Raw genomic sequence first — 14,223 nt, forward strand, 5'->3', positions numbered from 1 at the left:
TTTTCCTTCGGTGCTTCATGCAGCAGAAGCGGGCGCCAGACAGGCAAGTGACGCGCTCAGCTGCAGGTCTTGCCGTAGCCGTACATGTTCTCGAAGCCCGGAATGCGCTGCTCCCACACCGGCGGAGTCCCGACGACTTCCTGCAGGCAATCACTGAAGCGACGCGTCTTCTGGGGAAGATACTGGCGATGCGGGTAGACCAGATGGATGGATGGCAGCGGCTTCATCGGCACGTCGGTAAGCAGCGGGACCAGCTCGCCATTCAGTACCTCATCCTTGATGTTGATGGCGGAGATCATGCCATAGCAGGCACCGGACTTGATGGCTCCGATCAGCACGTCGGCATCATTGACCTTGAGGCGAGAATCCAGCGCCACCTTTTCCTCGACGCCACTTTCACTGCACACCCGCAGGCGGTCGAGAATGAAGCCATCGCGTGAATAGACGGCCGCCGGCAGCCCCGAGAGGTCCGCGGGGGTCTTCGGCATGCCGTGGCGTTCGATGAAGGCAGGCGATGCGCAGATCAGATGGCGATGCGCGGCCAGGGGACGCGCGATCAGGTTGGAGTCTTCCAGTTCCGACATGCGGATGGCGAGATCATAGCCGCCACCGATCAGGTCGGTCAGGTGGTCTTCCAGACGGACTTCCACCTGGGTGTCCGGATAGCGCTCCATGTAGAGGCGCACCGCCTGAGCCACGTAGGTGCGACCGAAGTGGCTGGGGCTGGTGATCTTGAGCACCCCTCGTGGCCCGTCCTGGTAGGCGCCCGCGACATCATCGGTGTCTTCCAGCACTTCGCGCAGCCGCAAGGCATGCTGATGGATCTCGCGGCCGGCATCGGTCAGGGCCAGCGAGCGGGTCGAGCGGTTGAAGAGACGAATCTGCAACTCTTCTTCCAGACGACTGATCTGCTTGGAAACCACCGAGCGGTTGACCTGACGATGATCGGCTGCCTTGGAGAAGCTCTGTGCTTCCACGACATCCAGAAACAGCAACAAGCGGGATGCTTTATCCACGGTATGACCTCTCGTGATGCAACAGGAAAAGGCTCACGCAGCCGTCCTGCTCTTCAGGGTTGCGGCGCGCTTCAGCAGACAGGGACGCCGCCCGCAGATGGCAGGACAATCGGTAGGGACAGACCGGTCGCCCAGCGGGTCAGCATCGTCAACAGGCGAAGCTTAGCACGCCCAATGTTTCCGCTAATACTACGCATCAACGGATTTTCTCGCCTTCGTGTTGCCGTTACTGCATCAAAGACATGTCTGGCTGGCGGTATCTGCCTGACGGAGGAATCCCTAGAATCAACGTTCAAGCGCTGTCGTCGCGTAGCTCAAGCGCCCTCGTTCTCTTCTTCAGACCAGCGATGCCTGGCATCCTGGGAGTGATTGCATGTCTTCAACTCGTACTTCTTCGACATCCTCGCCTTCATCCTGTCCGAGTACCGGCGAGCTGATGTCCCGTCTCTGGCGTTCCACACTGCCGATGACCATCGGCATCATGGGATTGCTGGGCTTCAATCTGGTGGATGCCGCCTTCGTGTCGCGCCTGGGAACGGCGCCACTGGCGGCTCAGTCCTTCACCTTCCCGCTGACCTTCCTGATCATCGGGGTCCAGGTCGGCATGGGCATCGCCATTGCCGCCATCGTGTCACGCACGCTGGGGGCAGGGGAGGACGCTCGTGCCCGGCGGCTCGGCAGTGTGGTGGTGCTGGTCTCCGGCGGATTGCTGGCACTGTTGATGGTAGGACTATGGCTGATACGTGCGCCGGCCTTCCATCTGCTGGGCGCCAATGATCAGGAGCTCTCGCTGATCGAGCAGTACTGGGGCCCCTGGCTGGTGGCCAGCTGGGTGGGCGCCATGGCCTATGTGCTCTACAGCCTGTTTCGTGCCCACGGCAACACGCGGCTGCCCGGCGTGATGATGCTGGTGACCAGTCTGCTCAATCTGGCGCTGGACCCTCTGCTGATCTTCGGTCTCGGCCCCGTGCCGGGGTTCGGATTGGCGGGGGCTGCCTGGGCGACGCTGATCGCCTTCGTGATCGGCCTGATGGTGACGACTTTCAAGCTGTTGCAGGAAGAGTGGATCGCGGTGCAGGGGTTGGTTCAGGAATGGCGGGACTCCTGGCGTCAGCTGACGGGGATCGCGGCACCGGCCATCCTTTCGCAGATGATGCCGGCCGTGTCCGCCATGCTGGTCACGGCCATCGTGGCGACGCTGGGTCAGACCCAGGTGGCCGCTTGGGGGATCGCCTGCCGGCTCGAGACCTTTTCCTTGATCGTGGTGCTGGCACTCACCATGTCATTGCCCCCCTGGTTGGGACGGTGCTACGGCGCAGGTCGCTGGCAGGAAGTGCGCCGACTGATGAATCTGGTCGCCAGGATCGTGATCATCTGGCAGCTGGTGCTGGGCGTGGTGGTAGCGCTCCTCGCCGTCCCCTTGTCCCGGTTGCTGGTCGGCAATGAGGAGGTCGGCGCGGCGCTGGTCCTGCTGATCCCCTGGATGCTGCCAAGCTATGCCTTCCTGGGAATCTGCATGCTGGTGGTCTCGGCCGCCAATGCGCTGGGTTGGCCGCTACGGGCCACGCTTCTGTCCTTCCTGCGTCTCTTCGTGTGCTTCCTGCCAGCCGTCTGGCTGGGCGCTGAGCTCGATGGTCTGCGCGGCGTCGCGATCGGGGCGGCCATCGGCAATCTGCTGGCCGGTATCGTGGCCTGGCGTCTCTATCGTCAGGCGATCGGTGGGCTGGGCAAGCCCTCCCGAGGGCCTGTCGAGAGCGCCACCGCGTGATGCCGATGAGGGGGTGTTCGAGAGGGTGAGACTGCCAGGACGAGTCCTTGACGTAGTGCAAAAGCGGCCATTCTAAAAATGGCCGCTTTTTTGTGCGTAATTGCTGGCAGGTTGGCAAAATTAGCTATCAATCATCTGTATTGGAGGCCAATAACAGAATATTCGTGACGGATTTCACTCTTATACTGGGGTAATTGAGGTCAAGCCACTGAAGGCAGCGCTGCTGCTCGGGGCTGGATCAAGCGATACGTTTCGTGCGCGGCGCACGGAACCCCCTTTCTTCCACCGCCGAGCGCGGTTGCAGTCACGGAGTAGAACAACATGAAGATTCTTGTGCTCGGAAGCGGTGTCGTCGGCGTGACCAGTGCCTACTATCTGGCGCGTCAGGGCCATGAGGTCACGGTCGTGGATCGTCAGGCCAGTCCGGCGATGGAAACCAGCTACGGCAATGCCGGCCAGGTGTCCTTCGGTTTTTCCTCTCCCTGGGCGGCTCCGGGCATTCCGCAGAAAGCCGTCAAGTGGATGTTCCAGGAGCACGCGCCTCTCAAGATCCAGCCGCGCATGGACCCCCAGATGGCCAAGTTCATGGTCAAGATGTTCGCCAACTGCAATGCGGACCGTTATGCCGTGAACAAGGAGCGCATGGTTCGCGTCGCGGAATACAGTCGTCTGTGCATCAATTCGCTGCGTGAAGAGACAGGGCTGCGCTACGAGGACCGTCAGAAGGGCCTGCTGCAGCTGTTCCGCAACGAGGCCCAGGTCGAGGCCGTGCAGAAGGACATGAAGGTACTGGCCGGATGCGGCGTGCGTCACCAGCTGCTGGATGCCGAGGCCTGCGCCGCCGTCGAGCCGGCCCTGGCGCGCGTGCCGGGCAAGTTCATCGCCGGGCTTCACCTGCCGGACGATCAGACCGGTGATTGCCATCTGTTCACCAACCGGCTGGCGGATTACTGCCGTGACACCCTGGGCGTCACGTTCGTCTTCAATACCACGATCCAGCGCATCCAGCGTACTGGTAGCCGGATCGAGAAGGTGATCACCGACCGCGGCGAGATGAGCGCCGACAGCTATGTGATGTGCCTGGGCAGCTACTCGCCCTTCCTGGCACGTGATCTGGATCTGGATCTGCCGATCTACCCGGTCAAGGGCTACAGCCTGACCGTGCCGATCATCAATGCCGATGCCGCGCCGCAGTCCACGGTGATGGACGAGACCTTCAAGGTCGCGCTGACGCGCTTCGATGATCGCATCCGCGTGGGCGGTACGGCGGAGCTTGCGTCCTTCGACCTGTCCCTGCTCGAGAAGCGCCGTGCGACCATCAACATGGTGGTGCGTGATGTCTTCCCGGAAGCGGGCGACTATGCCAAGGCGGAATTCTGGGCCGGCCTGCGTCCGATGACCCCGGATTCCACGCCGATCATCGGTGGCACCAAGTATGACAACCTGTGGCTGAACACCGGACACGGCACGCTCGGCTGGACCATGAGCTGTGGCAGCGCCAGCCTGCTGGCAGACCTGGTCGGCGGGCGTACGCCCGGCATCGACCCGAACGGGCTGAACCTCGGTCGTTACGCTGCCTGAATGTCATGTGCCGTCGTCAGGGCCTGCCGGTGTCGGCGGGCCCTGATCGCTCCCGTTTCTCGTCTCGTGTCATCAGGGAGTCGCTGAGCACGCTGTCAGGTGACGCGTCTCCCATACGCTTCAAGACCTCTCTTTCACCACTCGATACAAGGAAGCCCGCATGACCAAGCAGATCATCTCCACTGACGCCGCACCTGCCGCCATCGGTCCCTATTCCCAGGCGGTGCGTACCGGCAACCTGGTGTTCCTGTCCGGCCAGATCCCGCTGGACCCGGCCACCATGGACGTGGTGGAGGGCGGATTCGAGGCTCAGGCCGATCAGGTGTTCCGCAATCTCAAGGCGGTGTGTGAAGCGGCTGGCGGTAGTCTGGATCAGTTGGTCAAGGTCAACCTGTTCCTGACCGATCTCAGCAATTTCGGCGTGGTCAACACCTTGATGGAGCAGTACTTCAGCCAGCCGTATCCGGCGCGTGCTGCCGTCGGCGTCAAGGAGCTGCCCAAGGGCGTGCTGTTTGAAGCAGAAGGCGTACTGGAACTCTCGTGATGGCTCGCCCATTGCCGGTCTGAAGGAATGACCGGCCTGAACGAGTGGCCGGTCTGAACGAATGACTGGCGCATCGATGCCTTGTCCCTCACTCCCCTCGCTGATTCATCAGCGGGGGGAGTGTCGTTTCAGGGGCATGACGTCTTGAAGGCAGGTGAAGCGTGACATTTGGCGTCAGCATGATTAGCGTAAGGCTAAATGAGCCGGCGCCCACTGCTGACTCTCGGAGCATCGCGGACGAACCCCTTCAAGGAGCAACATCATGGCGCAGTCAGACACAGGCACACGTGAACCCGGCATACGGCTGCGTCAGCTGGAAATGCTGTGGGCGGTGATCGAGTGCGGATCGATGAAGGGTGGCGCGGCGCAGCTTGGCATCAGCGTGCCGGTGGTCTCGCGGGGCTTGGCGCAGCTTGAGCAGACGCTGGGCTATTCGTTGTTCCTGCGTGAAGGTGGCCGCCTGGTGCCCACGCCGGAAGCCGAACGCCTGACCCCGTCACTGGCCCGGATGTTCACCGCGCAGTCCGAACTCAGGCGACTGGCCTTCGGGCCGGGCAGTGGCAAGCGCCCGCGCCTGGTACTGGCAGTGACGCCGTCTCTGGAAGCCTTCAGCACCGGATGGCTTGAGCGCATCGCGGCCAGCGAGTCGTTGAGTGATTGGCTGCCGAGCCTTGAGGTGATGGAAGCCTCGACACATGCCGCGGCGCTGGCCGAGGGGCGGATACACATGGCCGTCACGCTGGAAGCGCCGGAGGAGCCTCAGGGCGGCAAGCGTGCCAGGACAGCGGCCGCACGCGCACGCGAACTCAAGCAGAGTCTGCGCGCCCGGGCCCGTGAGGAGACCGTGCTGGTGGAGGGCACCGAGGAGGGCGCCGGCATCCCTGCGGCGCAGGGTGTCTCCTCAGGCATGCCGGAGCTGGGAGACGATGCCGCATTGTCGGAGGTCGGTATCACTCGCCAGGATGATCTGCTGTCCTCTCTGGACGACACGACAACGGCGGCACAGCCTCCCGTCGAGGCTGCCGACGAGCAGCGCGACGCTGCAGGCCAGACTACTGCGCTCAAGCTGCCACTGATATTGCTGTGGCCTTCGCGCTGGCCACTGCTCGACAAGCCGCTGACGGTGGAACGCCTCAATGAGCGGCCGTTCGTGGAGCTGCCGGAAACCAGCAGTCAGGGGCGGCTGGTCCGTGGACTTCTCAAGCGAGAGCGCGTGACGCCGGCGAGTCTGGTGGAGGTGGCCACGCCTGCCAGCGCCGGGCGTCTGGCGCGCTCAGGCAGTGCTGCCACCATCATCGATGCCCTGTCGGCGCATCAGGTACTCGAGGACGCCGGAGGCGACCTGATCGGCATGCCGCTCTCGATGCGCAGCGAGCGCTATCTGGCGCTCAAGTGGCAGTGGCAGGCAACGCAGGACGATGAATCGCTGCATGAGGTGCAGGCCTTGCTGGTCAGCCTGCTGGAAGAGGCGGTGGCAGCGAGTCTTGCGACGCTGCCTGTCGAGCGCGAGGAATGACGGTCGCGGTGACAGCGAAGGCTACCGACTGAGGGCGCCTGACAATGTCTCGCCCCAGCAATGAAAAACCCGCCAATCGGCGGGTTTTTCATCTTTCACGAAGCGTTCGGTCAGGCTCAGCCCTTGACGACGGTCGCGATGGCCTTGGCGACGTAGGGCAGATTCTCGCTGGAGAAGCCGGCCACGTTGGCGCGTCCGGAGCGCACCATGTAGATGCCGAACTCGTCACGCAGGCGATCGACCTGCTCCGGTGTCAGGCCGGTGTAGGAGAACATGCCGCGCTGCTCGGCGATGAAGGCGAACTGCTCATCCAGGCCATACGGCTTGAGCGCCTCGACGAACTCACGACGCAGGCCATTGATGCGCTCGCGCATCTCGGTCAGCTCGCTCTTCCACTCCGCGCGCAGCGTCTCGTCCTCGAGAATGTCGATGACTACCGCACCGCCATGTGCCGGCGGATTGGAGTAGTTCTCACGCGCGGTGATCGCGGCCTGGGAGCGCACGTCCAGCATGCTGTCCTCGTCCTTGGCGATCAGGATCAGGCAGCCGGTACGCTCGCAGTAGATGCCGAAGTTCTTGGAGCAGGAGCTGGTGATGATGGCTTCATCGACATTCTCGGCCAGCAGGCGCACGCCGTAGGCATCTTCTTCCAGACCATCACCGAAGCCCTGATAGGCGAAGTCGATCAGCGGCAGCAGCTTGCGTGACTGGACGACTTCCAGCACCTGGTCCCACTGCTCGCGGCTCAGGTCGAACCCGGTCGGGTTGTGGCAGCAGGCGTGCAGCAGCACCACATCGCCTTCCGGAATCGTCTTGAGGGTCGCCAGCATGCCGTCGAAGTCGAGGCGATTGTTCTCGTCGACATACGGGTAGCTGTGACGCGTCACGCCTGCGGCATCGAAGATGCCCAGGTGATTCGGCCAGGTCGGGGTGGACAGCCAGATATCACGGCCCTTGAGGTTGCTGGCGATGAAGTCCGCCGCCAGACGCAGGGCACCGGTACCGCCGGGCGCCTGGGTGGCGCTGGCACGGTTGGCAGCCAGCACCGGCGACTCGGCGCCCAGCACCATCGGCAGCACGACCTTGCCGAAGCGCGGGTCACCGTGGGAGCCGATGTAGGTCTTGGTGACTTCGCTCTCGACCAGGCGGTCCTCGGCCTGCTTGACCGCACGCATGACCGGCGTATTGCCGTTGGCATCGCGATAGACGCCCACGCCGAGGTCGACCTTCTGCGGGTTGGTGTCCTTGTTGAAGGCTTCGATCAGGCCGAGGATGGCATCCCCGGGTACACGCGCAATCTGCTCGAACATCTTATTTCGCTACCTCGTCGGTTCTGGCGGCCATGATGAAATCGTTCTTGTGCAGACCCTTCATCTCGTGGGACCACCAGGTCACGGTGACCTTGCCCCACTCGGTGAGAAGTGCCGGGTGATGCCCGACGTCCTCGGCAATCTCGCCTACGCGATTGGTGAATGCCAGTGCCTGCTTGAAGTTGCGGAACTTAAAGCATCGCTCCAATTGCATGATGCCATCGCGATTGAGCAACTGCCACTCGGGAATGGCGGTCTTGAGCGTCTCGATGTCGCTGTCGCTGACCTTGGGGGCATCGAAACTGCAGGCTTCACAGGACTGTCTGGCGAGTTCGGTCATGTCACTATCTCCGGCTTGGGGAAAGAGGGTGGGGCGGGTGAAAAGGAGCACAAGGCGCCGATGCGATCAGCGTGGTGCGAAGCGCGGCGTCTTGAGACCGAGCGCCATGGCCTCGTGCACCAGCGCCATGATGTCGCGACTGGCGAGTTCATGCAGATCGTCCAGTGACTCCAGGACATAGTAGAGCGGCTGCAGGATGTCGATGCGATACGGGGTGCGCAGTGCCTCGATGGCATCGAAGGGCAGGTGCTCGGGGCGCTCGAGACTGTCTTCGAGCTCGCCCAGTGCATAGCAGGTCTCGCGTGGCGAGGAAATGATGCCGCCGCCGTAGAGGCGCAGCGCACGACTGCCATCGGGTTGAACCTCGCGCAGCATGCCGAATTCCACCGTCATCCAGTAGAGGCGGGCCAGGTAGACGCGCTCTTCCTTGCTGGCAGCGAGACCGAGTCGACCGTAGGTGGCGGTGAATTCCGCGAAGGCGGGGTGGGTAAGCATCGGGCAGTGACCGAAGATCTCGTGGAAGATGTCCGGTTCCTGCAGGTAATCGAGTTCTTCGGGACGGCGAATGAAGGTGGCAACCGGGAAGCGCCGCTCGGCGAGCAGTTCGAAGAAGCGGGTGAAGGGGATCAAGGCTGGTACTCGTGCGGTTCGCCAGCCGGTGGCCGCCTCGAGCACCCGGTCGATCTCGTCCAGCTGGGGGATGCGATCCCGGGGCAGGTCAAGATGTTCAAGCCCTTGCAGGTACTCGCGGCAGACGCGTCCCTCGACCAGCGCCAGCTGGCGCGTCATCAGCGTCTGCCAGGTGGCGTGCTCCTGATCGCTGTAATGGATCCTACCCTGGCTATCCGGTTCATGCGCCACGTAGCGGGTGCCCTTGGCCTGAGCCTGCGAGCCGGGCGCAGATACCTGGGATGCCTGTGGCCAGTCACGACCCTGCGGTGCGTTCATGCAACCTCCCGAACGGTATGGCGGCGCTGCGTGGGCAGGCTGCCGTGTTGTCATCATGGCGGACATGTCAGTCCCTGCATGTCGATGACTACGCTAGGCCTTGTCGGACAGCCTTGACCAGTGCCACGGCCTGCTTTTGCGCGGCAGATAGCGGTGCGATGCCCCGTCTCTTGTCACATAATCCTGACACCTGTGCGGCTGATGGCCTCGATCAGTGCCATTCGGGCAGTTTTTTCGTGCCGGCAATACCGTCTATTGTAAGGAATGCTTTACGAGGTTTTTGATAACGCTTACGTTAACGTCATCGATGTGCCGCATTGCCCTGCGGTAGCCCGAATGATGTCCTCGGGTCATCAGCGTTTCCCCTCCGCGCTTGTGATCCTCAAGCGCCTGACCCTCAGAGCCGTGCCGTCAGAGCCACCCTGACAGCGACGATATGCCAACGACAATGCCGAGAACGCCATGCGCCTCAAACTGACCTGTCAGAACCGGATCGGGATTCTGCGCGACATCCTGGCCCCCTTTGCCGATTACGGCCTCAACGTGTTGCGTGGTGAGGTCGGTGGGGAGGCCAACAACTCCATCTATCTGCATGTTCCCAACATGCTGCGCATGCAGCTCTCCACCCTGAAGCCAGCACTGGAGGAAATTCCCGGGGTCTTCAAGGTCACCCGGGTCAGCCTGATGCCCACCGAACGGCGTCATCTGGAGCTCAATGCACTGCTGTCATCGCTGTCTGATCCGGTGATGTCCATCGACATGGAGGGACGCGTGGTGGCGGCCAATCGTGCGGCCGGCAAGCTCTTGGGCGTCCGCATCGATGAGGTGCCGGGGCTGGCACTGACGCGTCACATCCAGGATGTCGACCTGCCGGAGCTGATCCGGCGCAACAATGCCCGCGTCAACGGCCTGCGCCTGCGTGTCGGAGAGGAAACCTTCCTGGCCGACATCGCGCCGCTGCATACCGAGAACGAGGACGTGGCCTCGCTGGCGGGGGCCGTAGTCACCCTGCATCGTGCGGACCGTCTGGGCTCGCGTATCTATCAGATCCAGCGTACCGAGGTGCGGGGGTTCGAGGCCATCTTCCAGGCAAGCCGTCAGCTGTCCGCCGTGGTCAAGGAGGCCAGGCGCATGGCGCCGCTGGATGCCCCGCTGTTGATCGAGGGCGAGACCGGCACCGGCAAGGAATTGCTGGCGCGCGCCTGCCATCTGGCCAGTCCACGCGGGCAGGCACCGTTCATGGCGCTCAACTGTGCGGGCCTGCCGGAGTCAATGGCCGAGACGGAGCTGTTCGGTTACGCCCCGGGCGCCTTCGAGGGGGCACGGCCGGAAGGCAAGCTGGGTCTGCTGGAGCTGACCAGTGGTGGCACCATCTTCCTCGATGAGGTCGGCGAGATGAGCCCGCGCATGCAGGTCAAGCTGCTGCGCTTTCTGCAGGATGGTGGCTTCAGACGTGTCGGCAGCGATGAAGAGACCTTTCTGGATGTGCGCGTCATCTGCGCGACCCAGCAGGACCTGCCGGCGCTGAGCAGCGAAGGGCGCTTCCGCCACGACCTCTTCCATCGTCTCAATGTGCTGTGCGTGCAGATTCCGCCACTCAGGGAATGCCTGGATGGACTGGAGGAGCTGGCACATCACTTTCTCGAACGTGCCGTGCGCCAGATCGGAGCGCGTGTTCGCACTCTCTCACCGGAGGCGATGGCACGCCTGCGCGGCTATCACTGGCCCGGCAACGTGCGCCAGCTGGAAAACGTGCTGTTCCAGGCGGTCTCGCTGTGCGAGGGCGAGGTGATCGAGGCGCAGCATCTTCGCCTGATTGGCGAGGTGCGCGATGAAGGTCTGGACAGCATCGATCTGGCAGGCAGCCTCGGCGATATCCACGACGAGGTGGAGCGGCGCGTGCTGGCGCGTCTTTATCCGGAATTCCCCTCCAGCCGACTGCTGGCCAAGCGTCTTGGTGTCTCGCACACCACCATTGCCAACAAGCTCAAGCGCCACGGGATCGGCTCGGAGGCGGACTAGCCGCGCGAGGATCACGCGAACGCTCACGCGGGCGCTCAGGCACGCAAACAGGCCAGCGCGCCATCGGAAAGGGGAGTGGCAGGATGCTGCCGAGCGCGTCCCGTCACGCGTGTTTTGATTTGCCCGCTAATAAAGCGTATGATTCCGCCATTCATTAGCAAGCTAAATTGACGTTGGCATCGCGGGGCTCATCCAGGGGGTGAGCCCCGTGGCGTGGAGACGGAGAATCATCATGCAACAAGGCACTGACGACGAAGTGGCGCTGCAGGCGATGAAAGCCTGTGATGATGCTCAACCCCTTCACGAGACCATCAAGCCCTCCCTGGGAGGCCTGCTCGGGCGTGTCCACCGCCTGTGGCGTACCTCGATCACGACCGCGGTCGAGCCATTGGGGATGACGGAAGCCCGCTGGACGGTGATGGTGCATCTGGAGAAGCTTGGCGAGGGCTGTACCCAGCAGATGTTGGCCAGCGAGCTGGGAATCGAGATGCCGTCGTTGACGCGCACGCTCAATCAGCTCGAGTGTCAGCAGCTGATTCGTCGCGAACCCCACGCCACGGATCGCCGTGCCCGCTGCCTGTGGTTCACCGAGGCGGGGCATGAATGCCTTGTGCAATTGGGTGAGCGCATCGCGCGAGTTCGCGAGGAGCTATATGTCGGCTTCGAGGATGAATCGCTGGATCAGCTGGCCGGCATGCTTCAGGCGCTGGAGCGCAATGCCAGGCACAGCATCTCCCGCTCGCAGGCCGAGTCGGCAGGCAATGCCCCGGCATCACGGACAGGTGCCAGAGGGACGCGCTCCCGGTCACCGGCGACGCATCGTGAGTCATGAGTCATGGGGCACCAAGGGGCAAGTCGTCCCCTGGTGAGTCGCCTTGCCGGACGCCTGGCACGGCTGGAGAGTGCCAGGCGCAGGGAGGGCGCAAGCGGATCAGCGTGGTGCGTCGTAACGCCCCGGATTGCCGTGGGTGAAGACCACCTGCCAGAGCTGAAGCTGGCGGGCGCGGAAGGCCCCGGCACAGGCACCCAGATAATACTCGAACATGCGCTTGTCCCGCGTCGTGTAGGTGTCGGCCAGTTCATGCCATCTGGCATCGAGGTTGGCACGCCATGCCATCAGCGTCGGGTCGTAGTCGGCACCGAAATTCTGCCAGTCCTCCATGATCAGGTGATGCTCGCTGGCCTGGATCAGTTGACTGGCACTGGGCAGCACGCCGTTGGGGAAGATGTAGCGATTGACCCAGGGGTCCGCGGAGATGTCGCTCAGGTTGGAGCCGATGGTGTGCAGCACGAAGCGTCCGCCGGGGCGCAGCAGCTGCGCGACACGGGTGAAGTAGGTCGCGTAGTTCTTGTGGCCGACGTGCTCGAACATGCCGATGGACACGATGGCATCGAAGGTGCCGACCTCGTGACGGAATTGCTCGTCACGGTAATCCTTGAGCAGGATCTCCACTGGCAGGCCATGGCAATGTTCCCGCGCCAGCGCCGCCTGCTCGGCGGAAATGGTGATGCCGACGACTTCCACGCCATAGTGGCGCGCGGCGTAGGCGGCGAAGCTTCCCCAGCCACAGCCGATGTCCAGCACGCGCATGCCGGGTGTCAGCCCGAGCTTGCGACAGGCGAGATCCAGCTTGGCCTGCTGGGCCTGCTCCAGGTTCTCCGGCGCGATCGGCAATCCTTTCCAGTATCCGCAGCTGTAGCACAGGGTCGGGTCCAGCATGCGGGTGAAGAGGTCATTGCCGAAGTCGTAATGCACCTTGCCCACCACCTCGGCACGACGACGGCTCTGCAGATTGATGACTCCCGCCTGGAGGCGGTAGGCGATGCGCTCACCAAAGGTGTGGGCTCGCTCCCCCAGCCCATGCTTGAGCAGGCGATGGATCATCTCGTCGATCCGTTCGCAATCCCACCAGCCTTCCATGTAAGCCTCACCCAGCCCCAGACTGCCCTGATTCAGCACCCGCCGGAACAGATCCGGATGGCGGACGCAGATATCCCAGGGGTCAGGGCCATTCAGACTGACCCCGGAGCCAGAGAGCAGGCGCTCGACGATCTGTCGTTGACGGTTTTCGGGTAGTGCAACGGGGGCCAGGCGTTGTTCGATACTCATGGAAAAGCCTCCTTGACGGCGCTGGGCGCGTAGAGTCCTGATGGATTCGTCATGGCAAATGGCAGTGATCGACCGCCCCGGGCGTTGGGGCAGTCGAGCGTCTCGCATGGCAATGCTCGGGTGTCACGGCTGTCTGGTACGCAAAAGCTTCGCCTCCGCTCCCGCGTGCTGCGCTGTCCTGGGGGGATGGCAGGCGCCGAACTGGCGAGCGCTTTCGTCTCAGCATAGTCAAGAGTCGTCTAATGCGGCGCTGCAATATCCCGTCGTGGGCGGCAACCCGAGGTTGCGCGTTCCGAACGGCCGTCCGTCTCCGGGGGTTCGTGATGCATGAACGCAAGAAAGCCGCCCCTGAGGGCGGCTTTCTTGCGTTCATGCGCTCTTGTGCTCATGCGCTCTTGCATTCATGCACATGGCCTTGCTGTCAGCTCGGGCTGGCTGACGGGAAGGCGCCTCAGCGGCAGCGGATGGTCCAGGCGACCTTGTAGCCTTCACCTTCGTGGGTGGCGGCGGCCATCTCGGTATCCTCATTGATGGTGCCGCCTTCCAGCTGGTCGTTGCCTTCGGCTGCCTTGGACATGCTGTCCTGCGGTCCGAAGACACGGGAATCAAGCACGTCGTACTTGTCGCGATCCTGCTCCTCGCAGACTTCCAGAGCGCGTTCCTTGACCTGAGCGATGGCATCGTCACGGTCCTCATCGACGGCGCTGACCTCGTAACGCGTGTCCTGCTTCTCGATCACGCTGGTGTTGCCACAGCCCGCAATGAAGGCGGTTCCGGCGATGGCGACGGTCATGCAGGCGGTGCGCAGGGCGTTGGATGTCATGGTCATGGTCTCTCCTTGGAATGAATCAGGCCAATGGCTCGCAGCGAGACGCCGCTCACGGAGCGAGGGCTGGCGCGAGCGATTGCCATGGCGAAATGGGTTACCCATCGTGCTCTGCTGATTGACGTGGGGGCAGTGTCACTGGCTTCAAGTGTGGCGATGCATCGACGCATCCTGTCGGCCAGGCGCGACGACCTCGGTCATGCGCACTGCCACTTTGGTCGTGGCATGTCTCGCATGGGCAT

The 14,223-nt window shown here is 63.0% G+C and carries 12 protein-coding genes; 6 read left to right on the forward strand and 6 right to left on the reverse strand.

The features are described 5' to 3' along the window. Positions 1–56: 56 nt before the first annotated feature. Complete coding sequence (locus QD228_RS04720) at positions 57–1,016, reverse strand: LysR family transcriptional regulator (protein ID WP_077374722.1); 960 nt, start codon at positions 1,014–1,016, stop codon at positions 57–59. A 436-nt stretch (positions 1,017–1,452) separates the two neighbouring features. Between QD228_RS04720 and QD228_RS04725 the strand changes: the two genes are divergently transcribed. The 4 genes from QD228_RS04725 (at position 1,453) to QD228_RS04740 (ending at position 6,425) form a co-directional block, all read left to right on the forward strand. Then, a complete protein-coding gene (locus tag QD228_RS04725) occupies positions 1,453–2,784 on the forward strand; it encodes an MATE family efflux transporter (RefSeq protein WP_103751404.1) in 1,332 nt (443 codons plus the stop codon). Positions 2,785–3,105: 321 nt separating this feature from the next. Further along, positions 3,106–4,365, forward strand: a complete 1,260-nt coding sequence (locus QD228_RS04730) for a D-amino acid dehydrogenase (RefSeq protein ID WP_141392336.1) — start codon at positions 3,106–3,108, stop codon at positions 4,363–4,365. A 160-nt stretch (positions 4,366–4,525) separates the two neighbouring features. Next, a complete protein-coding gene (locus tag QD228_RS04735; protein WP_279874582.1) occupies positions 4,526–4,909 on the forward strand; it encodes a RidA family protein in 384 nt (127 codons plus the stop codon). A gap of 262 nt (positions 4,910–5,171) precedes the next feature. Then, the gene (locus QD228_RS04740; protein WP_279874584.1) at positions 5,172–6,425 is read left to right on the forward strand and encodes a LysR family transcriptional regulator; all 1,254 of its coding nucleotides are present in this window, start codon (positions 5,172–5,174) and stop codon (positions 6,423–6,425) included. Positions 6,426–6,541: 116 nt separating this feature from the next. Here QD228_RS04740 and QD228_RS04745 read toward each other — a convergent pair whose 3' ends face one another. The 3 genes from QD228_RS04745 to phhA form a co-directional block, all read right to left on the reverse strand. Next, on the reverse strand, positions 6,542–7,735 hold the full coding sequence (locus tag QD228_RS04745; protein ID WP_077374706.1) for an amino acid aminotransferase: 1,194 nt from the start codon (positions 7,733–7,735) through the stop codon (positions 6,542–6,544). A gap of 1 nt (position 7,736) precedes the next feature. Beyond that, positions 7,737–8,075, reverse strand: a complete 339-nt coding sequence (locus tag QD228_RS04750) for a 4a-hydroxytetrahydrobiopterin dehydratase (protein WP_077374704.1) — start codon at positions 8,073–8,075, stop codon at positions 7,737–7,739. A gap of 66 nt (positions 8,076–8,141) precedes the next feature. After that, the gene (gene phhA / locus QD228_RS04755; protein WP_176503094.1) at positions 8,142–9,023 is read right to left on the reverse strand and encodes a phenylalanine 4-monooxygenase; all 882 of its coding nucleotides are present in this window, start codon (positions 9,021–9,023) and stop codon (positions 8,142–8,144) included. A 462-nt stretch (positions 9,024–9,485) separates the two neighbouring features. Between phhA and QD228_RS04760 the strand changes: the two genes are divergently transcribed. Both QD228_RS04760 and QD228_RS04765 read left to right on the forward strand, forming a co-directional pair. Continuing rightward, positions 9,486–11,045 carry a sigma-54-dependent transcriptional regulator gene (locus QD228_RS04760; RefSeq protein WP_084208116.1) on the forward strand — a complete coding sequence of 520 codons (1,560 nt, stop codon included), beginning with the start codon at positions 9,486–9,488 and terminating at the stop codon, positions 11,043–11,045. A gap of 232 nt (positions 11,046–11,277) precedes the next feature. Then, complete coding sequence (locus QD228_RS04765) at positions 11,278–11,877, forward strand: MarR family transcriptional regulator (protein ID WP_240499676.1); 600 nt, start codon at positions 11,278–11,280, stop codon at positions 11,875–11,877. Positions 11,878–11,976: 99 nt separating this feature from the next. On the opposite strand, the gene cfa is transcribed toward QD228_RS04765, so the two are convergent. After that, positions 11,977–13,155 (reverse strand): cyclopropane fatty acyl phospholipid synthase, encoded by a 1,179-nt coding sequence (gene cfa / locus QD228_RS04770; protein ID WP_077374696.1) that lies wholly within the window; start codon positions 13,153–13,155, stop codon positions 11,977–11,979. Between the two features lie 451 nt (positions 13,156–13,606). Further along, positions 13,607–13,984 (reverse strand): hypothetical protein, encoded by a 378-nt coding sequence (locus QD228_RS04775; RefSeq protein ID WP_077374692.1) that lies wholly within the window; start codon positions 13,982–13,984, stop codon positions 13,607–13,609. Positions 13,985–14,223 lie beyond the last annotated feature (239 nt).

This window comes from Cobetia sp. 3AK, from assembly GCF_029846335.1.
Taxonomy (GTDB): domain Bacteria; phylum Pseudomonadota; class Gammaproteobacteria; order Pseudomonadales; family Halomonadaceae; genus Cobetia; species Cobetia marina.

Coding starts and splice junctions, on each gene's coding strand:
- QD228_RS04725 (WP_103751404.1), top strand. CDS start 1,453: ATGTCCCGTCTCTGGCGTTCCACACTGCCGATGACCATCGGCATCATG.
- QD228_RS04730 (WP_141392336.1), top strand. CDS start 3,106: ATGAAGATTCTTGTGCTCGGAAGCGGTGTCGTCGGCGTGACCAGTGCC.
- QD228_RS04735 (WP_279874582.1), top strand. CDS start 4,526: ATGACCAAGCAGATCATCTCCACTGACGCCGCACCTGCCGCCATCGGT.
- QD228_RS04740 (WP_279874584.1), top strand. CDS start 5,172: ATGGCGCAGTCAGACACAGGCACACGTGAACCCGGCATACGGCTGCGT.
- QD228_RS04745 (WP_077374706.1), bottom strand. CDS start 7,735: ATGTTCGAGCAGATTGCGCGTGTACCCGGGGATGCCATCCTCGGCCTG.
- QD228_RS04750 (WP_077374704.1), bottom strand. CDS start 8,075: ATGACCGAACTCGCCAGACAGTCCTGTGAAGCCTGCAGTTTCGATGCC.
- phhA (WP_176503094.1), bottom strand. CDS start 9,023: ATGAACGCACCGCAGGGTCGTGACTGGCCACAGGCATCCCAGGTATCT.
- QD228_RS04760 (WP_084208116.1), top strand. CDS start 9,486: ATGCGCCTCAAACTGACCTGTCAGAACCGGATCGGGATTCTGCGCGAC.
- QD228_RS04765 (WP_240499676.1), top strand. CDS start 11,278: ATGCAACAAGGCACTGACGACGAAGTGGCGCTGCAGGCGATGAAAGCC.
- cfa (WP_077374696.1), bottom strand. CDS start 13,155: ATGAGTATCGAACAACGCCTGGCCCCCGTTGCACTACCCGAAAACCGT.
- QD228_RS04775 (WP_077374692.1), bottom strand. CDS start 13,984: ATGACCATGACATCCAACGCCCTGCGCACCGCCTGCATGACCGTCGCC.